The organism is Promicromonospora sukumoe (assembly GCF_014137995.1).
GTDB classification, from domain to species: domain Bacteria; phylum Actinomycetota; class Actinomycetes; order Actinomycetales; family Cellulomonadaceae; genus Promicromonospora; species Promicromonospora sukumoe.
Genome location: NZ_JACGWV010000002.1, coordinates 776,621 through 800,072, shown reverse-complemented (window position 1 = coordinate 800,072; position 23,452 = coordinate 776,621). Strand labels below are relative to the sequence as shown.

At 72.5% G+C, this 23,452-nt stretch carries 21 protein-coding genes and 1 tRNA gene; 12 read left to right on the top strand and 10 right to left on the bottom strand.

The window, feature by feature from the left end; translation table 11 throughout:
• Nucleotides 1-102 precede the first annotated feature (102 nt).
• Nucleotides 103-633, top strand: a complete 531-nt coding sequence (locus tag FHX71_RS20550; RefSeq protein WP_182619305.1) for a peptidoglycan-binding domain-containing protein — start codon at nucleotides 103-105, stop codon at nucleotides 631-633.
• A 1-nt stretch (nucleotide 634) separates the two neighbouring features.
• Entirely contained in the window at nucleotides 635-1,318 is a 684-nt protein-coding gene (locus tag FHX71_RS20545; protein WP_182619304.1) for a hypothetical protein, read from the top strand.
• A gap of 59 nt (nucleotides 1,319-1,377) precedes the next feature.
• Here the strand turns inward: FHX71_RS20545 and lat are convergent, their stop codons facing one another.
• Together lat and FHX71_RS20535 are read right to left on the bottom strand one after the other, a co-directional pair.
• The gene (lat, locus tag FHX71_RS20540) at nucleotides 1,378-2,685 is read right to left on the bottom strand and encodes an L-lysine 6-transaminase (RefSeq protein WP_182619303.1); all 1,308 of its coding nucleotides are present in this window, start codon (nucleotides 2,683-2,685) and stop codon (nucleotides 1,378-1,380) included.
• Between the two features lie 59 nt (nucleotides 2,686-2,744).
• Complete coding sequence (locus FHX71_RS20535; RefSeq protein ID WP_182619302.1) at nucleotides 2,745-4,046, bottom strand: MFS transporter; 1,302 nt, start codon at nucleotides 4,044-4,046, stop codon at nucleotides 2,745-2,747.
• Nucleotides 4,047-4,203: 157 nt separating this feature from the next.
• Here FHX71_RS20535 and FHX71_RS20530 point away from each other — a divergent pair, with 157 nt between their 5' ends.
• Nucleotides 4,204-4,620, top strand: a complete 417-nt coding sequence (locus FHX71_RS20530) for a hypothetical protein (protein WP_182619301.1) — start codon at nucleotides 4,204-4,206, stop codon at nucleotides 4,618-4,620.
• A 25-nt stretch (nucleotides 4,621-4,645) separates the two neighbouring features.
• Here FHX71_RS20530 and FHX71_RS20525 read toward each other — a convergent pair whose 3' ends face one another.
• Complete coding sequence (locus tag FHX71_RS20525; RefSeq protein WP_182619300.1) at nucleotides 4,646-5,149, bottom strand: MarR family winged helix-turn-helix transcriptional regulator; 504 nt, start codon at nucleotides 5,147-5,149, stop codon at nucleotides 4,646-4,648.
• Nucleotides 5,150-5,249: 100 nt separating this feature from the next.
• On the opposite strand from FHX71_RS20525, the gene FHX71_RS20520 reads away from it, so the two are divergent.
• The gene (locus FHX71_RS20520) at nucleotides 5,250-6,293 is read left to right on the top strand and encodes a maleylacetate reductase (protein ID WP_312877154.1); all 1,044 of its coding nucleotides are present in this window, start codon (nucleotides 5,250-5,252) and stop codon (nucleotides 6,291-6,293) included.
• Nucleotides 6,294-6,339: 46 nt separating this feature from the next.
• Here FHX71_RS20520 and FHX71_RS20515 read toward each other — a convergent pair whose 3' ends face one another.
• Both FHX71_RS20515 and FHX71_RS20510 read right to left on the bottom strand, forming a co-directional pair.
• Nucleotides 6,340-7,032: a class I SAM-dependent methyltransferase gene (locus FHX71_RS20515; RefSeq protein ID WP_182619298.1), complete on the bottom strand. Its 693-nt coding sequence runs from the start codon at nucleotides 7,030-7,032 to the stop codon at nucleotides 6,340-6,342.
• 135 nt (nucleotides 7,033-7,167) lie between these two features.
• The gene (locus FHX71_RS20510) at nucleotides 7,168-7,743 is read right to left on the bottom strand and encodes a DUF3800 domain-containing protein (RefSeq protein WP_182619297.1); all 576 of its coding nucleotides are present in this window, start codon (nucleotides 7,741-7,743) and stop codon (nucleotides 7,168-7,170) included.
• 228 nt (nucleotides 7,744-7,971) lie between these two features.
• Between FHX71_RS20510 and FHX71_RS20505 the strand changes: the two genes are divergently transcribed.
• The gene (locus FHX71_RS20505; RefSeq protein WP_182619296.1) at nucleotides 7,972-8,172 is read left to right on the top strand and encodes a hypothetical protein; all 201 of its coding nucleotides are present in this window, start codon (nucleotides 7,972-7,974) and stop codon (nucleotides 8,170-8,172) included.
• 214 nt (nucleotides 8,173-8,386) lie between these two features.
• Here the strand turns inward: FHX71_RS20505 and FHX71_RS20500 are convergent, their stop codons facing one another.
• Nucleotides 8,387-8,989 carry a TetR/AcrR family transcriptional regulator gene (locus FHX71_RS20500; RefSeq protein ID WP_220490220.1) on the bottom strand — a complete coding sequence of 201 codons (603 nt, stop codon included), beginning with the start codon at nucleotides 8,987-8,989 and terminating at the stop codon, nucleotides 8,387-8,389.
• A gap of 220 nt (nucleotides 8,990-9,209) precedes the next feature.
• Here FHX71_RS20500 and FHX71_RS20495 point away from each other — a divergent pair.
• The 7 genes from FHX71_RS20495 to FHX71_RS30165 all read left to right on the top strand — a co-directional run bounded on the left by FHX71_RS20495 (nucleotide 9,210) and on the right by FHX71_RS30165 (nucleotide 18,887).
• Nucleotides 9,210-9,284 (top strand) — tRNA-Gln (locus FHX71_RS20495).
• A 34-nt stretch (nucleotides 9,285-9,318) separates the two neighbouring features.
• The gene (gene glmU / locus FHX71_RS20490; protein WP_182619294.1) at nucleotides 9,319-10,956 is read left to right on the top strand and encodes a bifunctional UDP-N-acetylglucosamine diphosphorylase/glucosamine-1-phosphate N-acetyltransferase GlmU; all 1,638 of its coding nucleotides are present in this window, start codon (nucleotides 9,319-9,321) and stop codon (nucleotides 10,954-10,956) included.
• Nucleotides 10,956-11,939 (top strand): ribose-phosphate diphosphokinase, encoded by a 984-nt coding sequence (locus FHX71_RS20485; protein WP_182619293.1) that lies wholly within the window; start codon nucleotides 10,956-10,958, stop codon nucleotides 11,937-11,939. The genes glmU and FHX71_RS20485 overlap by 1 nt, the downstream gene beginning before the upstream one ends.
• Before the next feature lie 78 nt (nucleotides 11,940-12,017).
• Nucleotides 12,018-13,223, top strand: a complete 1,206-nt coding sequence (locus FHX71_RS20480) for a glycosyltransferase (RefSeq protein WP_182619292.1) — start codon at nucleotides 12,018-12,020, stop codon at nucleotides 13,221-13,223.
• A gap of 223 nt (nucleotides 13,224-13,446) precedes the next feature.
• On the top strand, nucleotides 13,447-14,058 hold the full coding sequence (locus tag FHX71_RS20475) for a 50S ribosomal protein L25/general stress protein Ctc (protein ID WP_182619291.1): 612 nt from the start codon (nucleotides 13,447-13,449) through the stop codon (nucleotides 14,056-14,058).
• Nucleotides 14,059-14,193: 135 nt separating this feature from the next.
• Nucleotides 14,194-14,799, top strand: coding sequence for an aminoacyl-tRNA hydrolase (pth, locus tag FHX71_RS20470; RefSeq protein ID WP_182619290.1), 606 nt, complete (start codon nucleotides 14,194-14,196; stop codon nucleotides 14,797-14,799).
• Between the two features lie 146 nt (nucleotides 14,800-14,945).
• Nucleotides 14,946-18,887, top strand: a complete 3,942-nt coding sequence (locus tag FHX71_RS30165; protein WP_182619289.1) for a DUF4082 domain-containing protein — start codon at nucleotides 14,946-14,948, stop codon at nucleotides 18,885-18,887.
• Between the two features lie 120 nt (nucleotides 18,888-19,007).
• Here FHX71_RS30165 and FHX71_RS20460 read toward each other — a convergent pair whose 3' ends face one another.
• The 4 genes from FHX71_RS20460 to FHX71_RS20445 form a co-directional block, all read right to left on the bottom strand.
• Entirely contained in the window at nucleotides 19,008-19,814 is an 807-nt protein-coding gene (locus FHX71_RS20460) for a hypothetical protein (protein ID WP_182619288.1), read from the bottom strand.
• A 4-nt stretch (nucleotides 19,815-19,818) separates the two neighbouring features.
• Nucleotides 19,819-20,844 carry a hypothetical protein gene (locus FHX71_RS20455; protein ID WP_182619287.1) on the bottom strand — a complete coding sequence of 342 codons (1,026 nt, stop codon included), beginning with the start codon at nucleotides 20,842-20,844 and terminating at the stop codon, nucleotides 19,819-19,821.
• Nucleotides 20,841-22,055: an MFS transporter gene (locus FHX71_RS20450; RefSeq protein WP_312877153.1), complete on the bottom strand. Its 1,215-nt coding sequence runs from the start codon at nucleotides 22,053-22,055 to the stop codon at nucleotides 20,841-20,843. Before FHX71_RS20450 ends, FHX71_RS20455 begins: the two co-directional genes overlap by 4 nt.
• A gap of 307 nt (nucleotides 22,056-22,362) precedes the next feature.
• A complete protein-coding gene (locus FHX71_RS20445) occupies nucleotides 22,363-23,433 on the bottom strand; it encodes an acyltransferase family protein (protein ID WP_182619285.1) in 1,071 nt (356 codons plus the stop codon).
• Nucleotides 23,434-23,452: the final 19 nt, after the last annotated feature.

The window sequence follows — 23,452 nt, the reverse complement described above, 5'->3', positions numbered from 1 at the left end:
CTGGTGCGTCGCTTCCGTCTAGTAAGTGCAGATTGTTACGCTCGCAGCTGCCAGTAGATCCGCCCGGCTCCGCCGTCGGGTACACGAAGGAGCGCCGAGGCAATGCCCACGACCCGAACCTGGCTGCAGGCGGGCGGTGGCACCGTGGTCGTCGCCCTGATCGTCGCCGCCGTGGTGCAGGCGGCCCACTCCAGCGCGAACTGGGTGTCCAACGACCCGGTCGGCGAGTGCGGCAAGACGTCGGGAGGGCAGGTGGTCGCGGCGCAGAACATCCTGTCGGCCGCCACCGGGCTGGAGCCCGTCGACGGCGCCTGGGACGCCGAGTCGGACGTCGCGACCCGGGCCTTCCAGGCGTACAACGGCCTGCCCGTCGACGGCTGCGTCGACACCAGCACCTGGGTGACGATGCGCGCGCTGGCGATCTCGCTCTGCGACCCGGACTACAACTGCCAGGGCCCGGACCACCGCATCCGCTACGACGCGCCGGGCGGCGCGCGCGACGCCTACCTCGCGGAGAACGACTGCGACTGGGGCTCCTACGTGCGGCCCGGGGTGGCGCGGAGCCCGGTCTCGTCGAACAAGGTGATCGCGTTCTCGCGCGACGGCGTCACCGAGATCGAGTGCGGGGGCTGACGTGGTCACCACGATCGAGGAACCCAGGATCAGGCCCGAGTGGCTGCTCGGCGGGGCCGTGACGGTGCTCGGCGCGATCATCATCGTGGTGGTCACGATGGTGATCGGCGCCGGCGAGGACGAGCCCGTCGTCGTGCCGGCGGACGCCACGGAGCTCACCGCGGAGACCTGTGCCGCCGACCTGCGCCAGCCGCACTGGGTGCCCGACGACGTGACCCGGGCCGTCGCGGAGTGCCCCGCCGAGATCTCGGCCGGCATGGGCCGCACGACGGCGGAGGACCACCTGGGCACCTGGATCACGTACCCGCTGGAGGGCGCCGAGAACGAGGAGACGTTCCGGGGCCGGCCGGGCGGCGCGTGGCCGGACGAGGAGGTCCGCGCCGGGGCGTACCACCCGGCGTCGGCGATCATCTACGTGGCGTACCCGGGGTCGGAGGAGCTGTCCGGCAAGCTGGCCGGTGACACGGTGACCATCGAGTGGCAGGACCTGACGGAGTCGGGCCTGGAGGCGCGGGTCACCCGCGTGGACAACAACGGGTTCGGCCCGGTGCGGGTCGAGTGGACCGACGACCTGGGCTCCTACCTGCTGCTCGCCACGATCGGCCGCACGCCCACGGAGAACGCGGGCCCGAGCATCGCGGAGCTGATCCGTATCGCCGACAGCGTCGCCGCGAACGACGAATGACCGTGTCAGACGCTCAGGTCCCCCGGGGGACCTGAGCGTCTGACACGTGGTCAGGTTGGTCAGAGGGCGGCGGTGAGGGCCTCGTCGAGGGCCTGGACGCCGGCCTCCAGGGCCTCCGGGGTGACGGTCAGCGCCGGGCGGAACCGGACTGACCGCTCGCCGCAGCCCAGCAGCAGCACGCTCCGCTCGGTGAGCGCGGCCAGGACCCGGTCGCGCACCTCGCGCGACGGCAGGGTCAGCGCGCACATCAGGCCCCGGCCGCGGACGTCGGTCACGCCGTCGTGCCGCCCGGCCAGCTCGGTGAGCGCGTCCTGGAGCTGCTTGCCCATGGTGAGAGCCCGCTCGACCAGGCCCTCCTCCTCGTAGGTCTCCAGGATGCGGCGGGAGCGCACCATGTCGGTCAGGTTGCCGCCCCAGGTGGAGTTGATCCGCGACGAGACGGCGAACGCGTTGTCCGGCACCTCGTCCACGCGGCCGCCGGCCATGATGCCGCAGACCTGCGTCTTCTTGCCGAACGCGACGACGTCGGGGGAGATGCCGAGCTGCTGGTAGGCCCAGGCGGTGCCGGTGATCCCGGCGCCGGTCTGCACCTCGTCCATGACGAACAGCGCGTCGAACTCCCGGCACAGCTCCTGCATGCCCTGCAGGAACGACGGGCGGAAGTGGTGGTCGCCGCCCTCGCCCTGGATGGGCTCCATGATGAAGGCCGCGATGTCGTGCGGGCTGGCCTCGAACGCCGCGCGGGCGGCCCCGAGCGCCGCCGCCTCGGCGGCGTCCATGTCCTTGCCCTCCGCGATGTACGGCGAGGGGATGCGCGGCCAGTCGAACTTGGGGAACCGCGCGACCTTGCCCGGCTCCGTGTTCGTCAGCGACATCGTGTAGCCCGAGCGGCCGTGGAACGCGTGCTCCAGGTGCAGCACCTTGGTGCCGAGCTCCGGGGAGCGGCCGTTCGCCTCGTTGTGGCGGGACTTCCAGTCGAAGGCGACCTTGAGCGCGTTCTCGACGGCGAGCGCGCCGCCGTCGATGAAGAACAGGTGCGGCAGGGCGGGGTCGCCGAGCACCCGCGCGAACGTGTCGGCGAAGCGCGCCATCTCGACCGTGTAGATGTCGGAGTTGGACGGCTTGTTGATCGCGGCGGTGGCGAGCTCCTCGCGGAAGGCCGGGTCGTCGGCCAGGGCGGGATGGTTCATGCCGAGCGGCGAGGAGGCGAAGAAGGTGAACAGGTCCAGCCACTCGCGGCCGTCCCGCGCGTCGACGAGCGTGGAGCCGTGCGACCGGGTGAGGTCCAGGACCAGGTCGAACCCGTCGACCAGGAGGTGCTCACGAAGGGTGGGGAGCACAGCGGTGGGCTCAAGGTGTGTCGTCATGCTCGCAACGTAGGCAATGATCCTGCCAAATTTCAATGACTATGGAAAAGTTCCTGTCATCATCGGGTGAGCCGACGGCGGGTCGCGACCAGTTCCGCCGTCCCGAGTGCCAGCGTGGAACCGAGCATCACCAGGAGCGCCGCGGTCCAGCCGCCCGACGCCACGTGCACCGCGCCGATCACCGCGGGCGCCGACGCCGCCACCGCGTAGCCGAACGCCTGCACGGCCGCCACGGTCCGGCGGGTCTGGGCCACGGTGCGGCACTGCTGCGCGACCACCGTGAAGATCACGACGAAGTTCCCGCCCTGGGCGATCCCGGCGAGGCTCACCCACAGCAGCCACCACTGCGGTGCGAGCAGCAGGCCCGCCGGCAGCGACACCCACAGGACGCTCATCACCACGGCCGCGCCGCGCATCGGCACGCGGGCCGCCAGCGCGAGCGGGACCAGCACGCTGCCCACGATGGCGAGGCCCTGGAACGGCGCCGCGGCGTTGCCCGCGGTGGTCACCGACACACCCAGCAGGTCGCGCAGCAGCTCGGGCAGCCAGCCCGTCACCGCGAAGTACGAGAAGGACTGGCCCGCGAACGCCACGGTCAGCAGCCAGGTGATCGGCCGGCGCAGCACGCCGCCCCACGTCTCCTCGGGCCGCTCCACCAGGGGCGGCGCCGGGGTGCCGGTCGGGCCGTCGACCAGCGTCTCGGGCGGCGTCTCGCCGGGTGCGGCGCCGTCGTCGGCCCCGGACGTGCCCGGGCGCCGGACCGCGCGCCTGCCCTGCGGGTCCGGCAGACGGCGGGTGGTGACCTGCCACACCACGAGCGCGACCACCGCCACGACCGCCCACGACGCGATGGCGCCCCGCCAGCCGAGCAGTGCAGCGAACGGCGCGGTGAGCGACGTCGCGAACACCGAGCCCAGGTTCATCGTCGACGAGTACAGGCCCGTCGCCAGCGCCGTCCGCGCCGGGAAGTCCCGCGCGATGATCACCGGCACGACCACGTTGCCCACCGTGATGGCCGAGCCCAGCACGACCGTCCCCGCGAACGCCGCCACCACGCCCGCCGTGCCCGAGCCCGCCGACCGGATCAGCGTCCCCGCGATCACCCCGACCAGGGCGACCGTCACCGCCGCGTACGGCCCCACCCGGGCGATCAGCGTCGACGCAGCCGGCGCCACCACGCTGAAGCACAGCGCCGGGATGCCCACCAGGAGACCCGCGAGGGTCTGGTCGAGGCCCAGTCCGGCGGCGACGTCGGACATCACCGGCGGGAGGGATGTGATGGGGGTGCGCAGGTTCAGGGCGAAGACGAGGACCGCGACGAGCAGCGCGGAGCCGCCCGCCGCTGTGCGGATGTTGCTCATGATGCGTTCATTGTGCGTGACGGGGTCGGTTGGTTGCGCCGGGCGTCCATCACATCGCCACAGGGTGTGCCGTTCGTTACCTCGCCAGCCCAGGAGGGATTGCGGCATTCCCACTAGATTGGGCGACCGGTCACGACGGCAACAACTGAGGTGTGGAATGAACCAGCGGCAGGTCATCCCCGGGGTGGGGGCACTCGTCTGCGTGCTCGCGCTGTCCGGGTGCGGGTTCGATCTCGGCAAGAGGGACTACTCCGAGCCGCAGTTCGTGGGCTCCTACGTGGGGGACGGCGAGACGACCGTCGTCGCGCTCGGCGAGGACCGGACGTTCACCGCCACCGGGGTCCCCGACGAGCTGCTCGGCGCGGCGGCCCAGGGCGCTCCCGCCGAGATCGAGGGCACCTGGAAGTACAACTCGAGGAGCTCCGCGGACCACGTCGAGCTCACCGTCACCGACGCCGACGGGATGCCGGCGAAGCTCGGCGAGCTGCCGCTGTACGTCGCCGACGCCGACGACCTCTTCTTCCTGCCCGACCAGGTGGGGCGCGAGAAGGTCATGGTGACGCGGGACCGCTGACGGTCTGCGGCCGCCCAGGCTCTGCTCAGTCGTCGAACTGCGCTGTGACCGTGCGGAGCAAGGCAGCCAGCTGCGGGCGCTCGCCCGGGGACAGGGCGGTCAGCACCTTGGCCTCGATGTCGAGCAGGTCGCTCATCGCGGCGTCGACCCGGGCCAGACCCTCGTCGGTGAGCTCGACCAGCACGCCGCGGCGGTCGTCGGGGGAGCGGTGCCGCTGCACGAACCCGCGCGACTCCAGCCGGTCGATCCGGTTGGTCATGGTGCCGCTGGTCACCAGGGTCTGCGTGACGAGCGTGCCGGGCGACAGCCGGTAGGGCTCGCCGGCGCGGCGCAGCGCCGAGAGCACGTCGAACTCCCACGTCTCCAGGCTGTGCCGCGCGAACGCGGTGCGGCGCGCGAGATCGAGGTGCCGGGCCAGGCGGGACACCCGGCTGAACACCGTCAGCGGCTCGAGGTCGAGGTCCGGGCGCACGTGGTTCCACGCGGCGACGATGCGGTCGACCTCGTCGGCGGGACCTGTGTGCTCCATGGCGTGAGGCTACCGGATGTCTCGATATCAAGAATCTCGACAGGACACGTGGGCGCGGGCCATGGTCGGCGACGCCGTGACGACCGTAGGCTCATGCCTCGTGGGAACAGACATCAGGGTGCACGAGGTGTACGCCGGCCGGGTGCTGCAGGGCGCCGGGGCACGAGCCGTCGTGCCGGACGAGATCGAACGGCTCGGGGCGCAGCGGGTCCTGGTGGTGGCGGCGCCGTCGTCCGCCGAGACCGCGCAGGACCTGGCCACCGGCCTGGGGGAGCGGCACGCCGCGACCTTCGGCCGCCCGGCCCAGCACACGCCCGTCGAGGTGACCGCCGAGGCGCTGGCGCTGGCCCGCGAGGTGCGCGCGGACGCGCTCGTCGCGATCGGCGGCGGGTCGGCGATCGGGCTCTCCAAGGCGCTCGCGATCCGCACCGGCATGCCGCAGGTCGCCGTGCCCACCACCTACGCCGGGTCGGAGGCCACGCCCGTGCTCGGGGAGACCGAGGACGGCGTCAAGACGACCCGGCGCGACCCGGCGTTCGCCCCCGGCACCGTCGTCTACGACCCCGAGCTCACGCTCACCATGCCCCACGGGCTCACGCTCACGTCCGCGGTGAACGCGCTCGCGCACGCCGTCGAGGCGCTGTGGGACGCCGAGGCGAGCGCGGCGACCCGCGCCTACGGGGTCGAGGCCGCGGACGGCATCCTGTCCGCGCTCCCCGCCGTCCTGGACCGGCTGTCCGACGTCGACGCGCGGGCCCGGCTCCAGGAGGCCGCCTGGCTGGCGGGCGCCTGCCTCGCGCAGGCCCGGATGGGGCTGCACCACCAGCTCGCGCACGTGCTCGGCGGCACCTACGGCCTGCCGCACGCGGAGCTGCACACCCTGCTGCTGCCGCACGTCATGCGCTTCGACCTGGCCGCCGCCCCCGACGCCGCCGCCCGGTTGCGGCGCGTCGCCGACGGCGACCCGGCCGACGCCGTGGCAGCGCTCGCGGCCCGGCACGACGGCCCGACGACGCTCGGCGCGCTGGGCCTGCACCGCACCGCGCTGCGCGAGGTGGCCGAACGGGTCGCGGCCGCGCCCTACCCGAACCCGCGGCCGGTCACGGCCGACGCCGTGGAGGAGCTGCTGCTCGCTGCGTGGTGAGGGTCAGCCGGTGAGGGGCGGCCGGTGAGCGTCGGCCTGGTGGGCCTCAGGCCGCCCGGCGGCCCAGGAGGTGCGCCTGCGGGAACCCGCGCGCCGGGTCCTCGCCGGGCGCGATGATCAAGCGGGCGACCTCGGTCACGCCGCTGAGGCCGAGCAGCCCGGCGACGTGGTCGGGCGAGTATCGCCAGGCGGGCGACACCTTGTGGTCGAAGGGCTCGGCTGTCTCTGCGGCGCCGGGTGCGGCGTCGGGCGCGACGGCGTCCGCGGCGTCGAGCGCCTGGAACGACAGCAGGAGGTGGCCCCCGGGGGCGAGCACGCGGGCGAGCTCGGCGAGCGTCGCCGGGAGCGCGTCCGGCGGGGTGTGGATCACGGAGTAGTTCGCCAGCACCCCGGCGAGGCTGCCGGCCCCGACGCCGAGCGCGCCCATGTCGTTCATGTCGCCGACGTCGAACCGCACCCCCGGGCTCGCCTCGCGTGCGGCCGCCACGAGCCGCGGCGACAGGTCGACGCCGAACGCGTCGACGCCCCGGTCCCGCAGGTAGGCGGTCACGTGCCCGGGCCCGCAGCCGACGTCGGCCACCTGCCCGCCGCCGGACTGCCGGACCAGATCGGCGAACGCCCCGACCATGACGTGGTTCAGGGGCTGGCCGCCGAACGCCTCGCCGATGAACGCGGTGTAGGCCTCGGCCTTGTCGTCGTAGTCGGCACGGACGGCCGCGAGCTGCTCGGAAGACGTCACGCGCGGCAGCCTAGATCGTCCGATGTACTTGCTGAGGGCACGGACAGCCGTATGATGGCTGGTGCGACGGGCACTAGCCCTGAGAAGTGAGCCCGGGAGCCTACCCTTCAGGTGGGTGGCCCGGGCTTTGCGCTGTCAGGACACCTCGTGCAGCCGGGTGACCAGGGGCCGCACGCGATCGCGCCAGGAGCCGGCCCGCTGCCATGCCCAGGCGACCGCGTCAGCGGCCCAGAGCAAAGGTTCCTCATGACGATGCAGATGGTCGTAGCGGGTCTCGCTCTTGTGCAGCTCCTCGTACAACCACCTGCGGTCCTTGCTGACGACGCTCTCGTCGAGATCGAGGACGACCACACCGGCCTCCGCCGCGGCACAGCACTGCGCGAGCTTCCGGACGCACATCTCCCGTTGTTGCAGCCCGCGCCGCCCCGTGGACAGAACCACCATTGCCGTGACCTCGTGTGCGGTCAAGACGTCCAGGACGGCATGGCGTAGCTCGTCCCGCGCGCCGTTGAAGTGGACGCTGCGCCGTCCGCGGGGTCGGAGCTGGCGCAGCGCTCGGCGTAGGGACTGCAGGTGTTTGGGATGAACGAAGGCAGCTGCCATGAGGTAACCACGGGATTTCGACTCGTCGATGAAGACGTGGGCACGCCGCGGTAACTCATCAACGGTCTGGGGATCCGGTTTGTGGGGGTTGGAGTCGGTCGGCCGCACGGGCTTCCTGTCGTTGTGGATGCACGAAGGCGAGCCCCGGAATCTTGGGGCTCGCCTTCTCGTGCATGAACTCTATGGCGCTGGATGCTGTGCTGCCTGTTGGGCTGGCGGTCCGCCTCCAGGCCCTGCAGGCCACTGACTTTCGTTCAGGAATATGTCCGCTTCATGGCGGATGACGGCTCAGTTTCACCCTCAATATCACAGGGTGAAACAGGGTGCTCATTAAGCGTGAATATCCATTTCCCGTTGCAGAGTCCGGGTCGTGTGCTTAGCGTATGGAACGCGAACACTGTTCCGCTCACAGGTGATCATCCTGTGATTCCCGTTTTCCGGAAGGAAAAGCACATGTCTGTTGTTGACATCGTCTCGACCCTGCTCGACTCCCTCGGCATCACGCTGGCGCAGATCCGCGTCCTCCTGGGTTTCTGAGCAGGAAGTACGCCGCTCTGACGGCGTAAGCAACATCCCCAGCCAAAGCGAACACCTCCTGCGGAACAACGCAGGAGGTGTTCGTTCATTTGCGCCCGCGCAGACATTGTTGCCTCCGCGCAAACTGACTTGACGGCTCCGGGCATTTCACTGGTCTGCGGCAATTCGCCGGTCGTATTGACACCCGGTCAGCACAGCCCGGGGCGAGCCCGCGTCAGCGCGTCGTTCTGGTCAGGGTCGGCTTCTTCTCGATGTTGTGCAGGCCGTTCCACGCCAGGTTCACCAGGTGGGCCGCGACCTCGGTCTTCTTCGGGCTCCGCGCGTCCAGCCAGTACTGGCCCGTCAGCGCGATCATCCCGACCAGCATCTGCGCGTAGAGCGGGGCGGCCTTGGTGTCCAGCCCGTTCTGCCGGAACTGCGGCTCCAGGATCGCCTCGACCTGGGTGGCGACGTCGCCGATCAGGCTGGAGAACGTGCCGGTCGCCTGGGCGACGGGGGAGTCGCGCACGAGGATGCGGAAACCGTCCTCCGACGACTCGATGTAGTCCAGGAGGGCGAGCGCCGTCCGCTCCAGCAGCACCTTCGGGTGCCCGCCGGAGCCGAGCGCCCCGGTCAGGGCGTGGGTCAGGGCCTGCACCTCGCGGTCCACGACCACGGCGTAGATGCCCTCCTTGCCGCCGAAGTGCTCGTAGACCACGGGCTTGGACACCTCGGCGCGGGCCGCGATCTCCTCCACGCTGGTGCCCTCGAAGCCCTTCTGGGCGAACAGGCCGCGGCTGACCGTGAGCAGCTGCTCACGCCGCTGGCTGGCCGTCATGCGAGGTCGATGGGTACGTCGGTTTTCGGCGGCCATGGGGTTCATTGTGCCCGAGCGGCCGTTCCGGGCGTGTCGCGGGCGAGGTGCCGGGCCGGGGATGTGGCTGACGACTCCACGCCTCCGGCATGGGGCATGCCCCGGGACCTGGCAGACTGTTCACGGACGTGCGACGGTGGCACACGCCCGCTTCGGGTCACGACGGAGCCTCGCGCGCGCCCGGTCCGCCTTGGTGTAATCGGCAGCACAGAGGTTTTTGGTGCCTTTAGTCCAGGTTCGAATCCTGGGGGCGGAGCCATCCGGATCTGACGAACCCACCGATCGGAGCACTCGTGACCGAGACACCTCAGCCGGCAGCAGTGATCGTCCTCGCCGCCGGCCAGGGCACCCGCATGAAGTCAGCGCTGCCGAAGATCCTCCACCCGCTCGGCGGCAAGCCGATGGTGGGGCACGCGCTGGCCGCGGCCCGTGAGCTCGAGCCCGGGCAGGTCGCCGTGGTGGTCCGGCACGAGCGCGACCTCGTCGCCGAGGCCGTCGGCCGGCTCGACCCGGCCGCGATCCTCGTGGACCAGGACGACATCCCCGGCACCGGCCGCGCCGTGCAGTGCGCGCTCGCGGCGCTCGACTCCAAGGCCCAGGCTGCGTCCGCCGCGGCGGGCCTGGCCGACGGCGAGGTCGTGGGCGACGGCATCGAGGGTCCGGTCGTCGTCGTGGCGGGCGACGTGCCGCTGCTCGACGGCGCCACGCTCGGCCAGCTCCTGACGGCGCACCACGCGGACGGCAACGCCGTCACGGTGCTCACCACCGAGGTCGCCGACGCGACCGGCTACGGCCGGATCGTCCGCGAGAAGGACACGGGCGACGTGCTCGAGATCGTCGAGCACAAGGACGCGAGCGCGGACCAGCTCGGCATCCGGGAGATCAACTCGTCGGTCTACGTGTTCGACGCCGCCACGCTGCGCAGCGGGCTGAGCGGGCTGGACAGCAAGAACGCGCAGGGCGAGGTCTACCTGACCGACGTCGTCGCGTTCGCCCGCTCCGAGGGCCTGCACGTCCGCGCGCTGCTCGCCGACGACCCCATGCTGGTCGAGGGCGTCAACGACCGCGTGGCGCTCTCCGTCCTCGCCCGCGAGATGAACCGCCGTATCGTCGAGGAGTGGCAGCGCGCCGGCGTGACCGTGCAGGACCCGGCGACGACGTGGATCGACGTCGACGTCGAGCTCGCGCCCGACGTCACGCTCCTGCCCAACACGCAGCTCCAGGGCGCCACCGTGGTCGCCACCGGCGCCACGATCGGCCCGGACACGACGCTGACCGACGTCGAGGTCGGTCCCGGCGCCACGGTGATCCGCACGCACGGGTCGCTCGCCGTGATCGGCGAGGGCGCCTCCGTCGGCCCGTTCGCGTACCTGCGCCCCGGCACGAGCCTGGGCCGCAAGGGCAAGATCGGCACGTTCGTCGAGACCAAGAACGCCGAGATCGGCGAGGGCAGCAAGGTGCCGCACCTCTCCTACGTCGGTGACGCCGTGATCGGCGAGCACACCAACATCGGCGCGGCGTCGGTCACCGTCAACTACGACGGCGTGCACAAGCACCGCACCGTGATCGGCTCGCACGCGCGCACGGGCGCAGACAACATGTTCGTCGCACCCGTGACCGTGGGTGACGGCGCCTACACGGCTGCCGGGTCCGTGATCCGCCGCGACGTGCCCGCGGGCGCGCTCGGCGTCACGGCCGGGCAGCAGCGCAACATCGAGGGCTGGGTCGGCCGCCGTCGGCCCGGTACGGCGGCGGCGGACGCCGCGGCGTCCGCCAACGCGCCGTCGGGCCTCGGTGACCAGGCACAGCGTCAGCTTGCCCAGCAGAACGCAGCCGGGGCCCCCACGGCCCCGCAGGCCGCGGCCAGCCAGGCCGTCCCGGCCGACCAGGCCCCAGCTCCCGGGGCCGACGAGGAAGGAAAGTCGCACTGATGTCCAGCACCGTTCCCGGACCCAACCGCCACCCGCTCGTCCTGGCGGCGGGCCGAGCGCATCCCGAGCTGGCGAAGAACGTCGCGAAGGAGCTGGGCATTGACCTCCTGGGCGTGTCCGCCTACGACTTCGCGAACAGCGAGACCTACGTCCGCTTCAGCGACTCGGTGCGCGGCATGGACCTGTTCCTGCTCCAGTCGCACACCATGCCGGTCAACCAGTGGATCATGGAGCAGCTGCTCATGGTCGACGCCGCCAAGCGCGCCTCGGCGCACTCGGTCACCGTGGTCGCGCCGTTCTTCGGCTACGCCCGGCAGGACAAGAAGAGCCGCGGCCGCGAGCCGATCTCGGCCCGTCTCATCGCGGACATGTTCAAGACGGCGGGCGCGGACCGCCTGATGAGCGTGGACCTGCACACCGCGCAGATCCAGGGCTTCTTCGACGGGCCCGTGGACCACCTGTGGGCCATGCCGATCCTGGTCGACTACGTGCGAACGCGCGTCGACGTCGAGAACGTCACCGTCGTGTCGCCTGACGCCGGCCGCATCCGCGTCGCCGAGATCTGGGCGTCGAAGCTCGGCGGCGGCCCGCTGGCGTTCGTGCACAAGACGCGCGACGTCACGCGGCCCAACCAGTCCGTGGCCAACCGCGTCGTGGGCGACGTCCAGGGCCGGGACTGCGTGCTGGTGGACGACCTGATCGACACCGGCGGCACCATCGCCGAGGCCGTCAAGGTGATCATGGCCGCGGGCGCCAAGTCCGTGACCGTCGCGGCGACGCACGGCGTGCTGTCCGGACCGGCCGCGCAGCGGCTCACCGAGTGCGGGGCGCGCGAGGTCGTCGTGACCGACACCCTGCCGATCGAGGACGACCGCCGGTTCGACAACCTCAAGGTGCTCTCGATCGCGCCGCTGCTGGCCTCCGCGATCAACGAGGTGCACTCCGACGGCTCTGTGACCTCGCTGTTCGACGGCAACTCCTGATCCGCACCGCCGAGCGGGGCACTTGACTCAGACCCGGTCAACGGAGGACCGTGTCTTGACATCGATCTGGGAGGGTCAGTGACCGTCACCGTCGTGGTCCCCACGTTCAACGAGGGACCCAACGTCGCCGCGCTCACCGAGCGGCTCTGTGCCGCGTTCGGCGTGCTGCCCGACGACGGTCGCCGCTCCGGCGCCCCGAACGGACCCGAGGGCGGTCCCGCCCCGGTGGGGGCGCCCGAGCTCGCCGAGATCCTCTTCGTCGACGACTCGACCGACGACACCCCCGACCGCATCCGCGAGGTCGCGGCCGCCGCGCCCGTCCGGGTGCGGCTGCTGCACCGGGAGAAGCCGGAGGGCGGGCTGAGCGGCGCCGTCGTGGCCGGCCTGCGCACCGTGACCACCGAGTGGGCCGTGGTGATGGACGGCGACCTGCAGCACCCGCCCGAGCTGGTGCCCGCGCTCGTGACGCGCGGCCGGGAGTCCGGCCTCGACCTGGTGGTCGCCTCCCGCTACACGGGCGACGGCGACGCCGGGGGCCTGGACGGCTGGTGGCGGCACGGCGTCTCGATCGCCTCCGCCCTGCTCGCGCGCTCCATGTTCCCGGTGCGGCTGCGGAACGTCACCGACCCGCTCACGGGCTTCTTCGCCGCCCGCGTGGGGAGCCTGGACCTCGACGCCCTGCACCCGCGGGGCTTCAAGATCCTGCTGGAGCTGCTCGCACGCAACACCCTGGCCGTCGGCGAGGAGCCGTTCGTCTTCGGCGAGCGGTACGCGGGGCACTCCAAGGCGACCTTCAAGACCGGCCTGCGCTACCTCGAGCAGCTCGCGGCGCTGCGGTTCGGTCGGATGTCGCGGTTCGCGATCATCGGCGGCTTCGGCGCCGTGCTCAACGTGCTCATCCTGTGGCTGCTCACCGCCTTGAGCGTGCACTACGTGCAGGCCGCGGTGATCTCCGCCGTCGTGACGATCCTGATCAACTTCCTGCTGCAGGAGCGGTTCGTGTTCCGCGACCTGCGCAACGAGGGACGCGGCGTCTGGACGCGGTTCGCGCACTCCTTCGCGTTCAACGGCACCGAGGCGGCGATCCGCCTGCCCGTGCTGTGGTGGCTGGTCGAGCACACGGGCATGTGGCCCGTCCTGGTGCAGGCGGTGACGCTCGTCGTCGCGTTCCTGCTGCGGTTCGTCTTCCACGTGCAGGTCGTCTACAAGCCCCGGCGCACGCAGCCGGGGATCGGCGTCACACCGCCTCTCGGTGCGGACCGGGCCGACGAGCGGGTACAGTAGTCAGGTTGCCTCGGCGAGGGACGCCTGACGGCCGCGGCGGGACCAGATCCCGCAAGCTACGCGGTCGGCGTCCGTGATCGACTGGGCGGCCGTCGGCGGCCCGCGGCGGAGTTCTCCTCCTGCACCTCGCCCCACGTGCCCGCTCCGCGCCCGTCACGTGTCCCGCGCCGACGCAGCCGCCATCTTCGAGTTGCACACACAGACCTTCCAGGAGTGAGTTCCCATGGCCGAGATCAAGCTCGCCGCCGAGTCCCGCACCGAGTTCGGCAAGGGCGCGGCCCGCCGCATCCGCCGCGACAACAAGATCCCCGCCGTCCTGTACGGGCACGGCACCGACCCGGTGCACGTGACCCTGCCGGGCCACGAGTCGATGCTGGCCCTGCGCCAGACCAACGTCCTGCTCTCCATCGAGCTGGACGGCAAGGGCCAGCTGGCCGTCGCCAAGGACATCCAGCGCGACCCGGTCCGCAACATCATCGAGCACATCGACCTGCAGGTCGTGCGCGCCGGCGAGAAGATCACGGTCGACGTCACCGTGAACATCGTGGGCGAGTCGGCCCCGGGCACCATCCACCTGGTCGAGGAGCAGACCCTGTCGGTCGAGGCCGAGGCCACGCACCTGCCCGAGTCGGTCGAGGTCTCCATCGAGGGCCTGGAGAACGGCGCGCAGGTGCACGCCGGCGAGGTCACCCTGCCGGAGGGCTCGACGCTGCTCACCGACCCGAACGCCGTCGTCGTGCTCGTCACCGAGCCGCGCGGCGAGGCCAGCCCGGACGAGGCCGAGGAGTCGGCGGCGTCCGCCGCTTCGGCCACGGAGTCGTCCTCGGAGGCCTGAGCCCCTCCAGCGAGCCACAGCGTCCCGGCCTGAGCCGGACGTACCGGGCCGAGGTGGAACTTCCTGGCGCGCGCACGAGAGGATCGTGCGCGGCGCGGGTTCCACCTCGGCCCGTCCTGGTGAAAGGAACGTGACATGAGCGACCGGCCCTGGCTCGTCGTCGGGCTCGGCAACCCCGGCCCCAAGTACGCCGGCAACCGGCACAACGTGGGGCAGATGGTGCTGGACCTGCTGGCCGAGCGCACCGGCGCGCGCTTCTCCAAGCACGCGCGGGCCCAGGCCGTCGTCGCGGAGGCGCGGCTCGGGGTGCTGCCCGGCGGGGCGCCGGGCCCCCGGGTGATCCTGGCCAAGCCGACCACGTACATGAACACGTCCGGCGGCCCCGTCAGCGCGCTCGCCAAGTACTACGACATCGAGCCCGACCACGTGGTCATGGTGCACGACGAGGTGGACATCCCCTTCGACACCATCAAGCTCAAGGTCGGCGGCGGCGAGGGCGGCCACAACGGCCTGCGCGACACCACCAAGGCGCTCGGCACCAAGGAGTACCACCGGGTGCGCGTCGGCGTGGGCCGCCCGCCCGGCCGCATGGACACCGCCGACTACGTGCTCCGCGACTTCAGCGGCACGGAGAAGAAGGACCTGCCGATCCTGGTGGACGACGCCGCCGACGCCGTCGAGATGCTGCTCACCGAGGGTCTGCTCGCGGCCCAGGGCAAGTTCCACGTCGCCAAGGCCTGATCCCGCTCACCTGTCAGACCCCCAGGTCCCTCCCGTGACCTGGGGGTCTGACACGTTCTGCCGGGCCTTTCGGGACCGGGTGAACCGGGGGTGATCATCCCGTTTCGACACGACGTAACGGGTATCTGCGCTCCTAGGGTGTCGATGTGGGCAGCACCTTCGCACTTTCGTCACACCGGGTCCGCCAGGGCCGTCGTCCTCTGGCGGCCTTCGTCGTCGCCGTCCTCGCGGTCTCCTCAGCACTGCTGACGGTGGCACCCGCGGCGACCGCCGAGCCCTGCGCTCCCGGAGGCAACCCGATCGTCTGCGAGAACTCGAAGCCCGGCACCTCTCCCCAGGTCTGGGACATCGAGGGCGCCGGCGATCCCAGCATCCAGGGCTTCGCGACCCAGATGAGCACCGACGCCGGCAACCGGGTCGACTTCAAGATCGACACCGACGCCCGGAACTACACGGTCGACATCTACCGCACCGGTTGGTACCAGGGCCTGGGCGCCCGCAAGATCGACTCGGTCACGCCGAGCGGGACCCTGCCGCAGAACCAGCCGGAGTGCGGCTGGGACGTGACCACCGAGCTGGTCGACTGCGGGAGCTGGGCCGTCTCGGCGGGCTGGAACGTCCCGGCGACGGCCGTGTCCGGCGTCTACGTCGCCCTCCTGACGCGGACGGACAACGGCGGCCAGAGCCACATCACGTTCGTCGTGCGCGACGACGGCTCCACCTCCGACATGGTCTTCCAGACCGCGGACACCACCTGGCAGGCCTACAACACGTACGGCGGTTCCAGCTTCTACTCGGGCGGCGCCAACAACCGCGCGTACAAGCTCAGCTACAACCGCCCGTTCGCGACCCGCGGCCTGGAGCGCGGCCGCGACTTCTACTTCAGCTCCGAGTACGCGATGGTGCGCTTCCTGGAGCAGAACGGCTACGACGTCACGTACATCGCGGGGGCCGACACCAGCCGCGACGGCGCCCGCCTGCTCAACCACAAGACGTTCCTCTCGGTGGGGCACGACGAGTACTGGTCGGGCCCGCAGCGGGCCGCCGTCGAGCAGGCCAGGGACGCCGGCGTGCACCTCGCCTTCTTCGCCGGCAACGACGTGTACTGGCGCACGCGCTGGGAGCCCTCGACGGCCGGCCCGTCGACGAGCTACCGCACCCTGGTCTCGTACAAGGAGACGTGGGGCAACGCCAAGATCGACCCGTCCAGCGAGTGGACCGGGACCTGGCGCGACCCCCGGTACGCCGGCACGTCGGCCGGCGCGGGCCGCCCCGAGAACGCGCTCATCGGCACCCTCTACACGACCAACTACTCCGACCTGCCGGTCACCGTCCCAGCGGAGGAGGGCGACCTGCGGATCTGGCGGAACACCGGGCTCGACGCCCTGCCCGCCGGGACGTCCCAGGCGCTGGCGCAGCACACCGTCGGGTACGAGTCCAACGAGGACCTCGACAACGGGTCGCGGCCACCGGGCCTGATCCGCATGTCGAAGACCGTCGGCGAGGTACCCGAGTACCTGCAGGACTTCGGCAACGTGGTGGCGGCCGGCACGACCACGCACACCATCACCATGTACAAGGCGGCCAGCGGCGCGCTCGTGTTCTCGGCCGGCACCGTCCAGTGGGCGTGGGGCCTGGACCAGACGCACGACGGGAACGGCGCCCCGGCCGACTCCCGGATGCGCCAGGCCACCGTGAACCTGCTCGCGGACATGGGCGTCCAGCCGGACACGCTCGCCTCCGGCATCACGCCGGCGACGAAGTCCACGGACACCACGGCGCCGACGACCCAGATCACCAGCCCCGCCGCGCAGACCCAGGTCGGCGGCGGCTCCCGGGTCACGGTGAGCGGCACGGCGTCCGACACCGGCGGCCGCGTGGCCGGCGTGGAGGTCTCGCTCGACGGCGGCGGCACCTGGCACCCCGCGAACGGGCGCGCGAGCTGGACGTACACCGGTCAGGTGTTCGGGACCGGCACCGTCGAGCTGCGGGCGCGGGCGACCGACGACAGCGCCAACATCGGCACCGCCGTCAGCCGCAACGTGCAGGTCGCCTGCCCGTGCAACGTCTTCGGCGACGGGCCGCCTCCGAACGGGGCCGCCGACGACTCGTCCGCGGTCGAGCTCGGCCTGCGCTTCACCGCGGCCGACGACGGCTACGTCAGCGGCGTCCGCTTCTACAAGGCCGCCGGCAACACCGGGGTGCACCAGGGCACGCTGTGGAGCGCCGCCGGCGCCCAGCTCGCCCGCGTGCAGTTCTCGGGGGAGTCGGCCACCGGGTGGCAGACGGCGTCGTTCACCACGCCCGTCCCCGTCCTCGCGGGGCAGAAGTACGTGGTCTCGTACACCGCGCCCAACGGCAACTACGTCTCGACCCCCTGGGCCTTCCAGTCGAAGGGCCGCTCCGCCGGCCCGATCACCGTCGAGGGCGGGTTCGGGGCCGCGCCCGCGGGCCTGTACGGCGCGCCGGGCACCGTCCCCACCGAGTCGTGGGACAACTCCGCCTACTACGTGGACCCGGTGTTCACGGCGACGGACAACTCGGCGCTGCGTGTCGCCACGCGGGCCCCCGTGGCCAAGGAGGTGAGCGTGCCGCTGAACGCCCCGGTGCGCGCCTCCTTCTCCAAGAACGTCGTCGCCTCCTCGATCGGCGTCGTGGTCAAGGACGCCGCGGGTGCCACGGTGCCCGGCACGGTCTCCTACGACGCGCCGACCCGCACCGCCACCTTCACGCCGTCCGCCGCGTGGGCCGGCTTCGTGGAGCACACGGTGACGGTCACCGCGCAGTCGGTCGACGGGCTCCCCGTGTCCGAGGGTGGCACCTGGAGCTTCCGCACCGTGCGGCCGCCGTCGACCGTGTGCCCGTGCGGCCTGTACGACGACACCGTGGTGCCGGACATCACCGCCGCGGCGGACCCGGACGCCGTGGTGCTGGGCACCCGGTTCTCCCCGACCGCGGCCGGCAAGGTCTCCGGGATGCAGTTCTGGAAGTCGACGCAGATGGAGGGTCCGTTCGTGGCGACCCTCTGGGGCCCCTCCGGGCAGCTCGCCCAGGCGACGATCACCGACCCGGTGGCGCAGGGCTGGCAGGAGGTCGTGTTCGACACCCCGGTCGACGTCACGGCGGGCCAGGAGTACACGGTGAGCTACCGGGCGCCGTCCGGCGCCTACCCGGCGACGCTCGGCGGGCTCGGGGCCGCGCGGACCGTCGGGAAGCTGAGCACGCCGCAGAACGCCGGCGTCTACACCTACGGCACCGGGCGCCCGACGACGGCGGTCTCGACCGCCTACCTCGTCGACGTCCAGTTCGAGCCCGCCGCGTCCACCCCGACGATCGTGTCGCGGACGCCGTCGGCCGCCGCCGTCGACGTGCCGGTGGACACCGACGTGTCGGTGACCGCCTCGGAGGCCCTCGCCTCGGGGACCACGCTCACCCTGGCCGGACCCGGCGGCCAGGCCGTCGCCGGGACGCTCACCCGGAACGGCGCGACGGCGACGCTGGCGATCACCAGCGACCTCACCGCGGGCGCCACCTACACGGCGTCCTTCACCGGGAAGACCGCGGCGGGCGTCACGGTCGGCCCTGCGACGTGGACGTTCACCACGCAGGCGGCCGCGGGCTCGTGCCCGTGCTTCGTCTTCGGCAGCGCGGTACCTCCGATCGCGGCCGCCGACGACGGCGCGGCCGTGGAGCTGGGCACCCAGTTCTCCGCCGACCGGGCCGGCTCGATCACGGCGGTGCGGTTCTACCGGGGCCCGGGCAACACCGGGCCGCACACGGTGACGGTGTGGTCGGCCTCCGGGACGGCCCTGGCGTCCGCCGTGGGGCCGTCGGGCGGGGCGGAGGGCTGGCAGACGGTCCAGCTCGCGCAGCCGGTCCCGGTCACCGCGGGGACCACGTACGTGGTGTCGTACCTCGCGCCGCAGGGCCGGTACGCGGCCGGGCAGGGGTACTTCGCGCAGGCGCGGACCGTCGGGCCGCTGACCGCCCCGGTGGACGCCGGACGGTACGCCTACGGCGGCGGGTTCCCGCAGTACTCGTGGCTCAGCACCGGGTACTGGGTCGACCCCGTGTTCGTCGCCCAGTGACCCAGGGCTGAGGCGCTGACACCGAGCTGACAGACACACAGAGCGGCGCCGTCCTCCTCCGGGAGGACGGCGCCGCTTCGTGCGTCTCGGGTGGCGGGCGGCTCAACGCGCCCGGGCCGGTCAGCCGGCCGTCAGCGTGGCCAGCAGCTCGACGTCGCAGCCCTTGCGCTTCGGGGAGGCCACCAGCACGACGGTGCCGTCGTCCCGCTCCAGGGTCACGGTGGTGCGCTCGGGGCCGGCGGTGGTGCCGGTCTCGGCGAAGCCCCCGGTCGTGAACCACGAGCGGTAGCCGAGCAGCACGTCGGTGCAGCCGTCCTTCGTGGTGACGTCGAGGGCCACCTGGAACCGTCCGCCCTGCCCGGTCACCGAGCTGGTGTCGACGGTGGCGTCGTCCGGCACCCGCACGACGTCGGCGGGGAACTGGGCCACCAGGCCCGAACCGTCGCCGGTCCGCTGGGAGCGGCTCATCCGGCCGGCCGCGGGGATCTGGGCGACGCGCTCGCCGGGCGAGGCGCCCGCCTTCCCGGACGTGGCGGGCGGGGCGAGCTCGCTGCCGTCGCCGCCGCTCTGCCCGCCGCTGCCGCCGTCCGGCATGGGCACGGTCTGCCCGTCCTCCTGGGGGTCCACCTCCGCCTCCGCCGAGGGCGGGGCGGTCGGCGTGGTCGCGCCGTCGTCCGGCGCGCCGGAGCCGGTGGCGCTCGGCTCGGGGGACGACGACGTCGTCGCACCCGGCCCCTGCGCCGCCTCGTCCGGTCCGGCCGCGGACGGCGAGGCCGTGCAGCCGGTCAGCGCGAGGACCGCGGCCAGCAGCGGGGCGGTCGCGAGCGGCACGGCGTGCCGCGGGGCGAGCCGCGGCGACGCGGCGGGCCGGCCGGGGGCCGGTGTCATCGGGCGGGTACTGCTCCTGCGGGTGCGGGTCGTGCGCATGGTGTCATCCCCTGACCACGCTCGGGGACCAGGCCTGCGGGATGGCGACGACCGGTGCGGTCGCGCCGTCCGCGGGCAGGGCCCAGACGTCGGTGGTGCCGGGCTCGTCGGCGCGGGGCAGCCCGTAGAGCAGCGTCGCGTCGTCGAGCCAGGCGATCTGGTCGTCCACGTTGCGCTCCTCGCCGTCGAGCACGGTGGTCTCCATCGTGTCGAGGTCGAGCACCGCCGGGGTCCAGTGCGGAGTCGCGGCGCCCGGCTCGCGGGCGTCGTGCTTGAAGGCCAGACGGGTGCCGTCCGGCGACAGGGAGGGGCACTCCACGCCGTCGAGCAGCGTGACCAGGGTGCGTTCGTCCAGGTCGCCGCGCGCGAGCCACGTGCGGCCCAGCGACTGCGACTGGACCGTGGCGTAGAAGGTGGTCTCGTCGGCGAAGGTCACGCCCCACACGTTCCGGTCGACGGGGGCGATGCGCTCGCCGTCGACCAGCAGCGTGAAGTCCTCGAGGTTGCCGGACACGTCCGAGCCGTCGGCGCGGTGCACGGTCGTCTCCGTGGAGAAGCCCGTGGCGGCGTAGGAGTGGCCCGTCACGAACGAGGTGGTGGCCACGAGGCCCTCCGGCGACAGCCGGGTGCGGCTCGGGATGCCGGGCAGGGGCCAGCTCGCCGTGGTCTGCCACGCGTCGTCGAGCACCTCGGCCGCGTAGGACGTGACGACGCCGCGCTTGGTGTGCAGGCACACGGTCGTCTCGCCGTCGGTGTCCACCCGGTCGCACACGGCCGGCGTCACCTCGCGGGGCCCCGCGAGGTCGTCCAGCGCGACGGCGGACACGCGGCCGTACAGCTCGCCGGGCTCGGTGCCCCGGAACAGGACGTGCGGGCCGTCGAGCACGTCGTCGGCCACCTCGACCTGGCTCGGCGCGGCCTGGTCGGCCTGCGCGCGCACGACCTCGGTCGTGACGTACCAGCCCGTGCCGGCCAGGACGACGGCGGTGAGCAGGCCGAACCCCGTCCAGCGGGTCGCGTGGGGGCTCATGCGGGCGACTTCCGCAGCAGGAAGGCGCAGACCGGGAGGGCGATCACGAGCGCCGCCGTCGCGATCCACAGCGCGTCGGTCCGGCCCGTCGCGTACCAGAGCACGCCGAACCCGGCGGAGGCGACCATCCGGGCGACGGCCGTGACCGTCTGCGCCGTGCCGATCGCCGTGCCGCGCACCGCCGCGGGGACCAGCGCGCTGGTCAGGGCCGACAGGACGCCGTCCGTCGCGGCGTAGAAGGCGCCGAGCAGGACCAGGGCGACCACCGTCGTCGTCGCGCCCGCGAACGGAGCGGCCGCGCAGGCGTAGGCGGCCGCGAGCAGCAGGTGCCCCCAGACCAGGACGCGCCCGCGGCCGACGCGGTCGGCGAACCGGCCCACCGGCACCGCGAGCAGCATGTAGACGGCGTTCGTGCCGACGTACAGGAGCGGGAACCACTGGGTCGCGAACCCGTCCCGGTCCTGCAGGGCGAGGTAGACGAACCCGTCGCCCACGGTCAGCAGGCCGAGCAGCCCGGCGACGACGAGGAGGCGCACCGTGGCGCCGCCGCGCAGGAAGCTCCACGAGAACGGCCGTCCGGCGAGCTCCAGGCCGCCGGGCGCGTCGCACGTGCAGCCCTTGCACTTGGGCAGCCCGCGGGTCTCGCGGGTGCGGTGGGTCTTCAGCCAGGCCGCCTGCCGGGGCCGCAGGTCGGGGACCAGGAGCACGAGGGCGCCGACGCCGAGCACCGCGGCGCCCAGCGAGATCACGAAGACCGTGGTGTACCCGTCCGGGATGGCCCAGAGCACGATGAACGCGAGCAGCGGGCCGAGAGCGGCCCCCGCCGTGTCCAGGGCCCGGTGCACGCCGAAGGAGCGCCCGAGGTTGCGCGGGTTGGCCGACGCCGCGATCAGGGCGTCGCGCGGGGCCGTGCGGATGCCCTTGCCCACGCGGTCCGTGACGACCAGGCTCGCGATGGCGGGCAGTCCCGCGGCGAACAGCAGGCCGACCCGGGTCAGGGCGGACAGCCCGTAGCCGACGGCGGCGACCCACTTGGGCCGGTCGGTACGGTCGGCGGCCCAGCCGCCGGCCACCCGGACCAGCGCGCCGGCGCCCTGCACGAGGCCGTCGACCACGCCGTACGCGACCACGGACAGGCCGAGCGCCGCCGTGACGTAAAGCGGCAGGATCGCGGTGACCGCCTCGGACGAGACATCCGTCAGGAAGCTCACCACACCGAGGGTCACGACGGTCGACGAGACCCGCCCGGTACGGCGGCGCGCGGCGTCCTGCCGAGCGGGTGGTCGTGTGCCCGGCCGGTCGGGGGACGGATTTCCGGCCTGTGTGCCGGTCCCTCCCGGAGCAGCGCGGAGGAGCCCTGACATGTCGCTCAGGCTACGACCGGGGTCCCAGGTCAGGACTGGTCAGACAGGGGTGAACTGCGTTTCTCACCCGGGTGAGGCGGGGCGGCCCTAGACGTGTCAGACCCACAGGTCACCCGGGGGACCTGTGGGTCTGACACGGGGCGCTCAGCGGCGCTCAGCGGCCCGTTAGCCACTCGGGCGGGGCGAACAGCCAGCGCAGGCCGATCCGGGGGGCCAGCGCGCCCAGGCCCAGGCCGACGGCGATCGCCGCCGCCCAGAGCAGCACCGGCAGCACCTGCGACTGCGGTGCGGGCACCCAGATCCCGTTGCTGTAGAGCAGGAAAAGCAGGTAGAGCACCACGGAGGTGTGGGTGACGAAGACCGGCAGCGTGCGCGCGCCGAGCCAGCGCAGCCCGAGCGCGCCCGGCACGCGGGAGGCCAGCACGCTCACGGCCACCCCGGCCGGCACGCCGGCGACGTTGGCCAGGAGGTAGAGGCCGGGCATGTCGGCGAGGCCGAGCTGGCGCACCGTGACCTGGATGCCGAGCCACAGGGCCACGGCGCCCACTGCCCAGAGCCACGTGACCCGCTCGGCGAACCGTTCGAGCCACGGCCGCAGGTGCAGGCCCGCGAGGAAGAACACGGCGAACTGGGCCGTGCCCCGCCACGCGATGCTCTCCGGCTCCCAGCCGGCCAGCGCCCACCCGCTGACGGCCGCGGCCGCGAGGAGCTGCACCCACCAGGGCACCCGGCGCAGCGCCCGCGCGACCACGAAGAACGCGGCCAGCGTCCAGAGGAACCAGAGCTCCGACCGGGGGGCCAGCAGCGACCAGGTGAGCTCGTCCGCGAGGATGCCCCAGTCGGCGTCGGCCACCTGGTAGTAGCCCGTGACCAGGCGGACCACCAGGGAGATGGGCTCCCAGAGCACGAACACCCAGGCGAAGTACAGGAGCTTGCCGCGGGCCAGCCGGGACCACGGCACGGTCGTCCACTTGCCGGCGAACATCCCGGCGACGGCGAAGAACAGCGGCATCCGCAGGCTGCGCAGCGTCTCGTTCACCTCGCGCAGCACGCTCACCTCGTAGCCCGTCGACCACGTCCAGTTGGTCGCGTGGTAGAGCACCACCAGCCCGATGGCCAGGCCGCGCGCGGCGTCGGGCCAGTCGAGCCGGACGGCGGAGCGGGGCGCGGCGGCGCGTCCCGGGGCGGGTGTGCCGTGCCGCGGGGTACCGGAGGGGGTGAACATCGCCGGTCATCGTAGGACA

Bases quoted from the DNA above. Each gene is read 5' to 3' on its own strand.
- FHX71_RS20445 (WP_182619285.1), bottom strand. From the start codon at position 23,433: ATGTTCACCCCCTCCGGTACCCCGCGGCACGGCACACCCGCCCCGGGA.
- FHX71_RS20475 (WP_182619291.1), top strand. From the start codon at position 13,447: ATGGCCGAGATCAAGCTCGCCGCCGAGTCCCGCACCGAGTTCGGCAAG.
- lat (WP_182619303.1), bottom strand. From the start codon at position 2,685: ATGACGACACACCTTGAGCCCACCGCTGTGCTCCCCACCCTTCGTGAG.
- FHX71_RS20500 (WP_220490220.1), bottom strand. From the start codon at position 8,989: ATGACGGCCAGCCAGCGGCGTGAGCAGCTGCTCACGGTCAGCCGCGGC.
- FHX71_RS20485 (WP_182619293.1), top strand. From the start codon at position 10,956: ATGTCCAGCACCGTTCCCGGACCCAACCGCCACCCGCTCGTCCTGGCG.
- FHX71_RS20550 (WP_182619305.1), top strand. From the start codon at position 103: ATGCCCACGACCCGAACCTGGCTGCAGGCGGGCGGTGGCACCGTGGTC.
- FHX71_RS20535 (WP_182619302.1), bottom strand. From the start codon at position 4,046: ATGAGCAACATCCGCACAGCGGCGGGCGGCTCCGCGCTGCTCGTCGCG.
- FHX71_RS20455 (WP_182619287.1), bottom strand. From the start codon at position 20,844: ATGAGCCCCCACGCGACCCGCTGGACGGGGTTCGGCCTGCTCACCGCC.
- FHX71_RS20525 (WP_182619300.1), bottom strand. From the start codon at position 5,149: ATGGAGCACACAGGTCCCGCCGACGAGGTCGACCGCATCGTCGCCGCG.
- pth (WP_182619290.1), top strand. From the start codon at position 14,194: ATGAGCGACCGGCCCTGGCTCGTCGTCGGGCTCGGCAACCCCGGCCCC.
- FHX71_RS20460 (WP_182619288.1), bottom strand. From the start codon at position 19,814: ATGCGCACGACCCGCACCCGCAGGAGCAGTACCCGCCCGATGACACCG.
- FHX71_RS20530 (WP_182619301.1), top strand. From the start codon at position 4,204: ATGAACCAGCGGCAGGTCATCCCCGGGGTGGGGGCACTCGTCTGCGTG.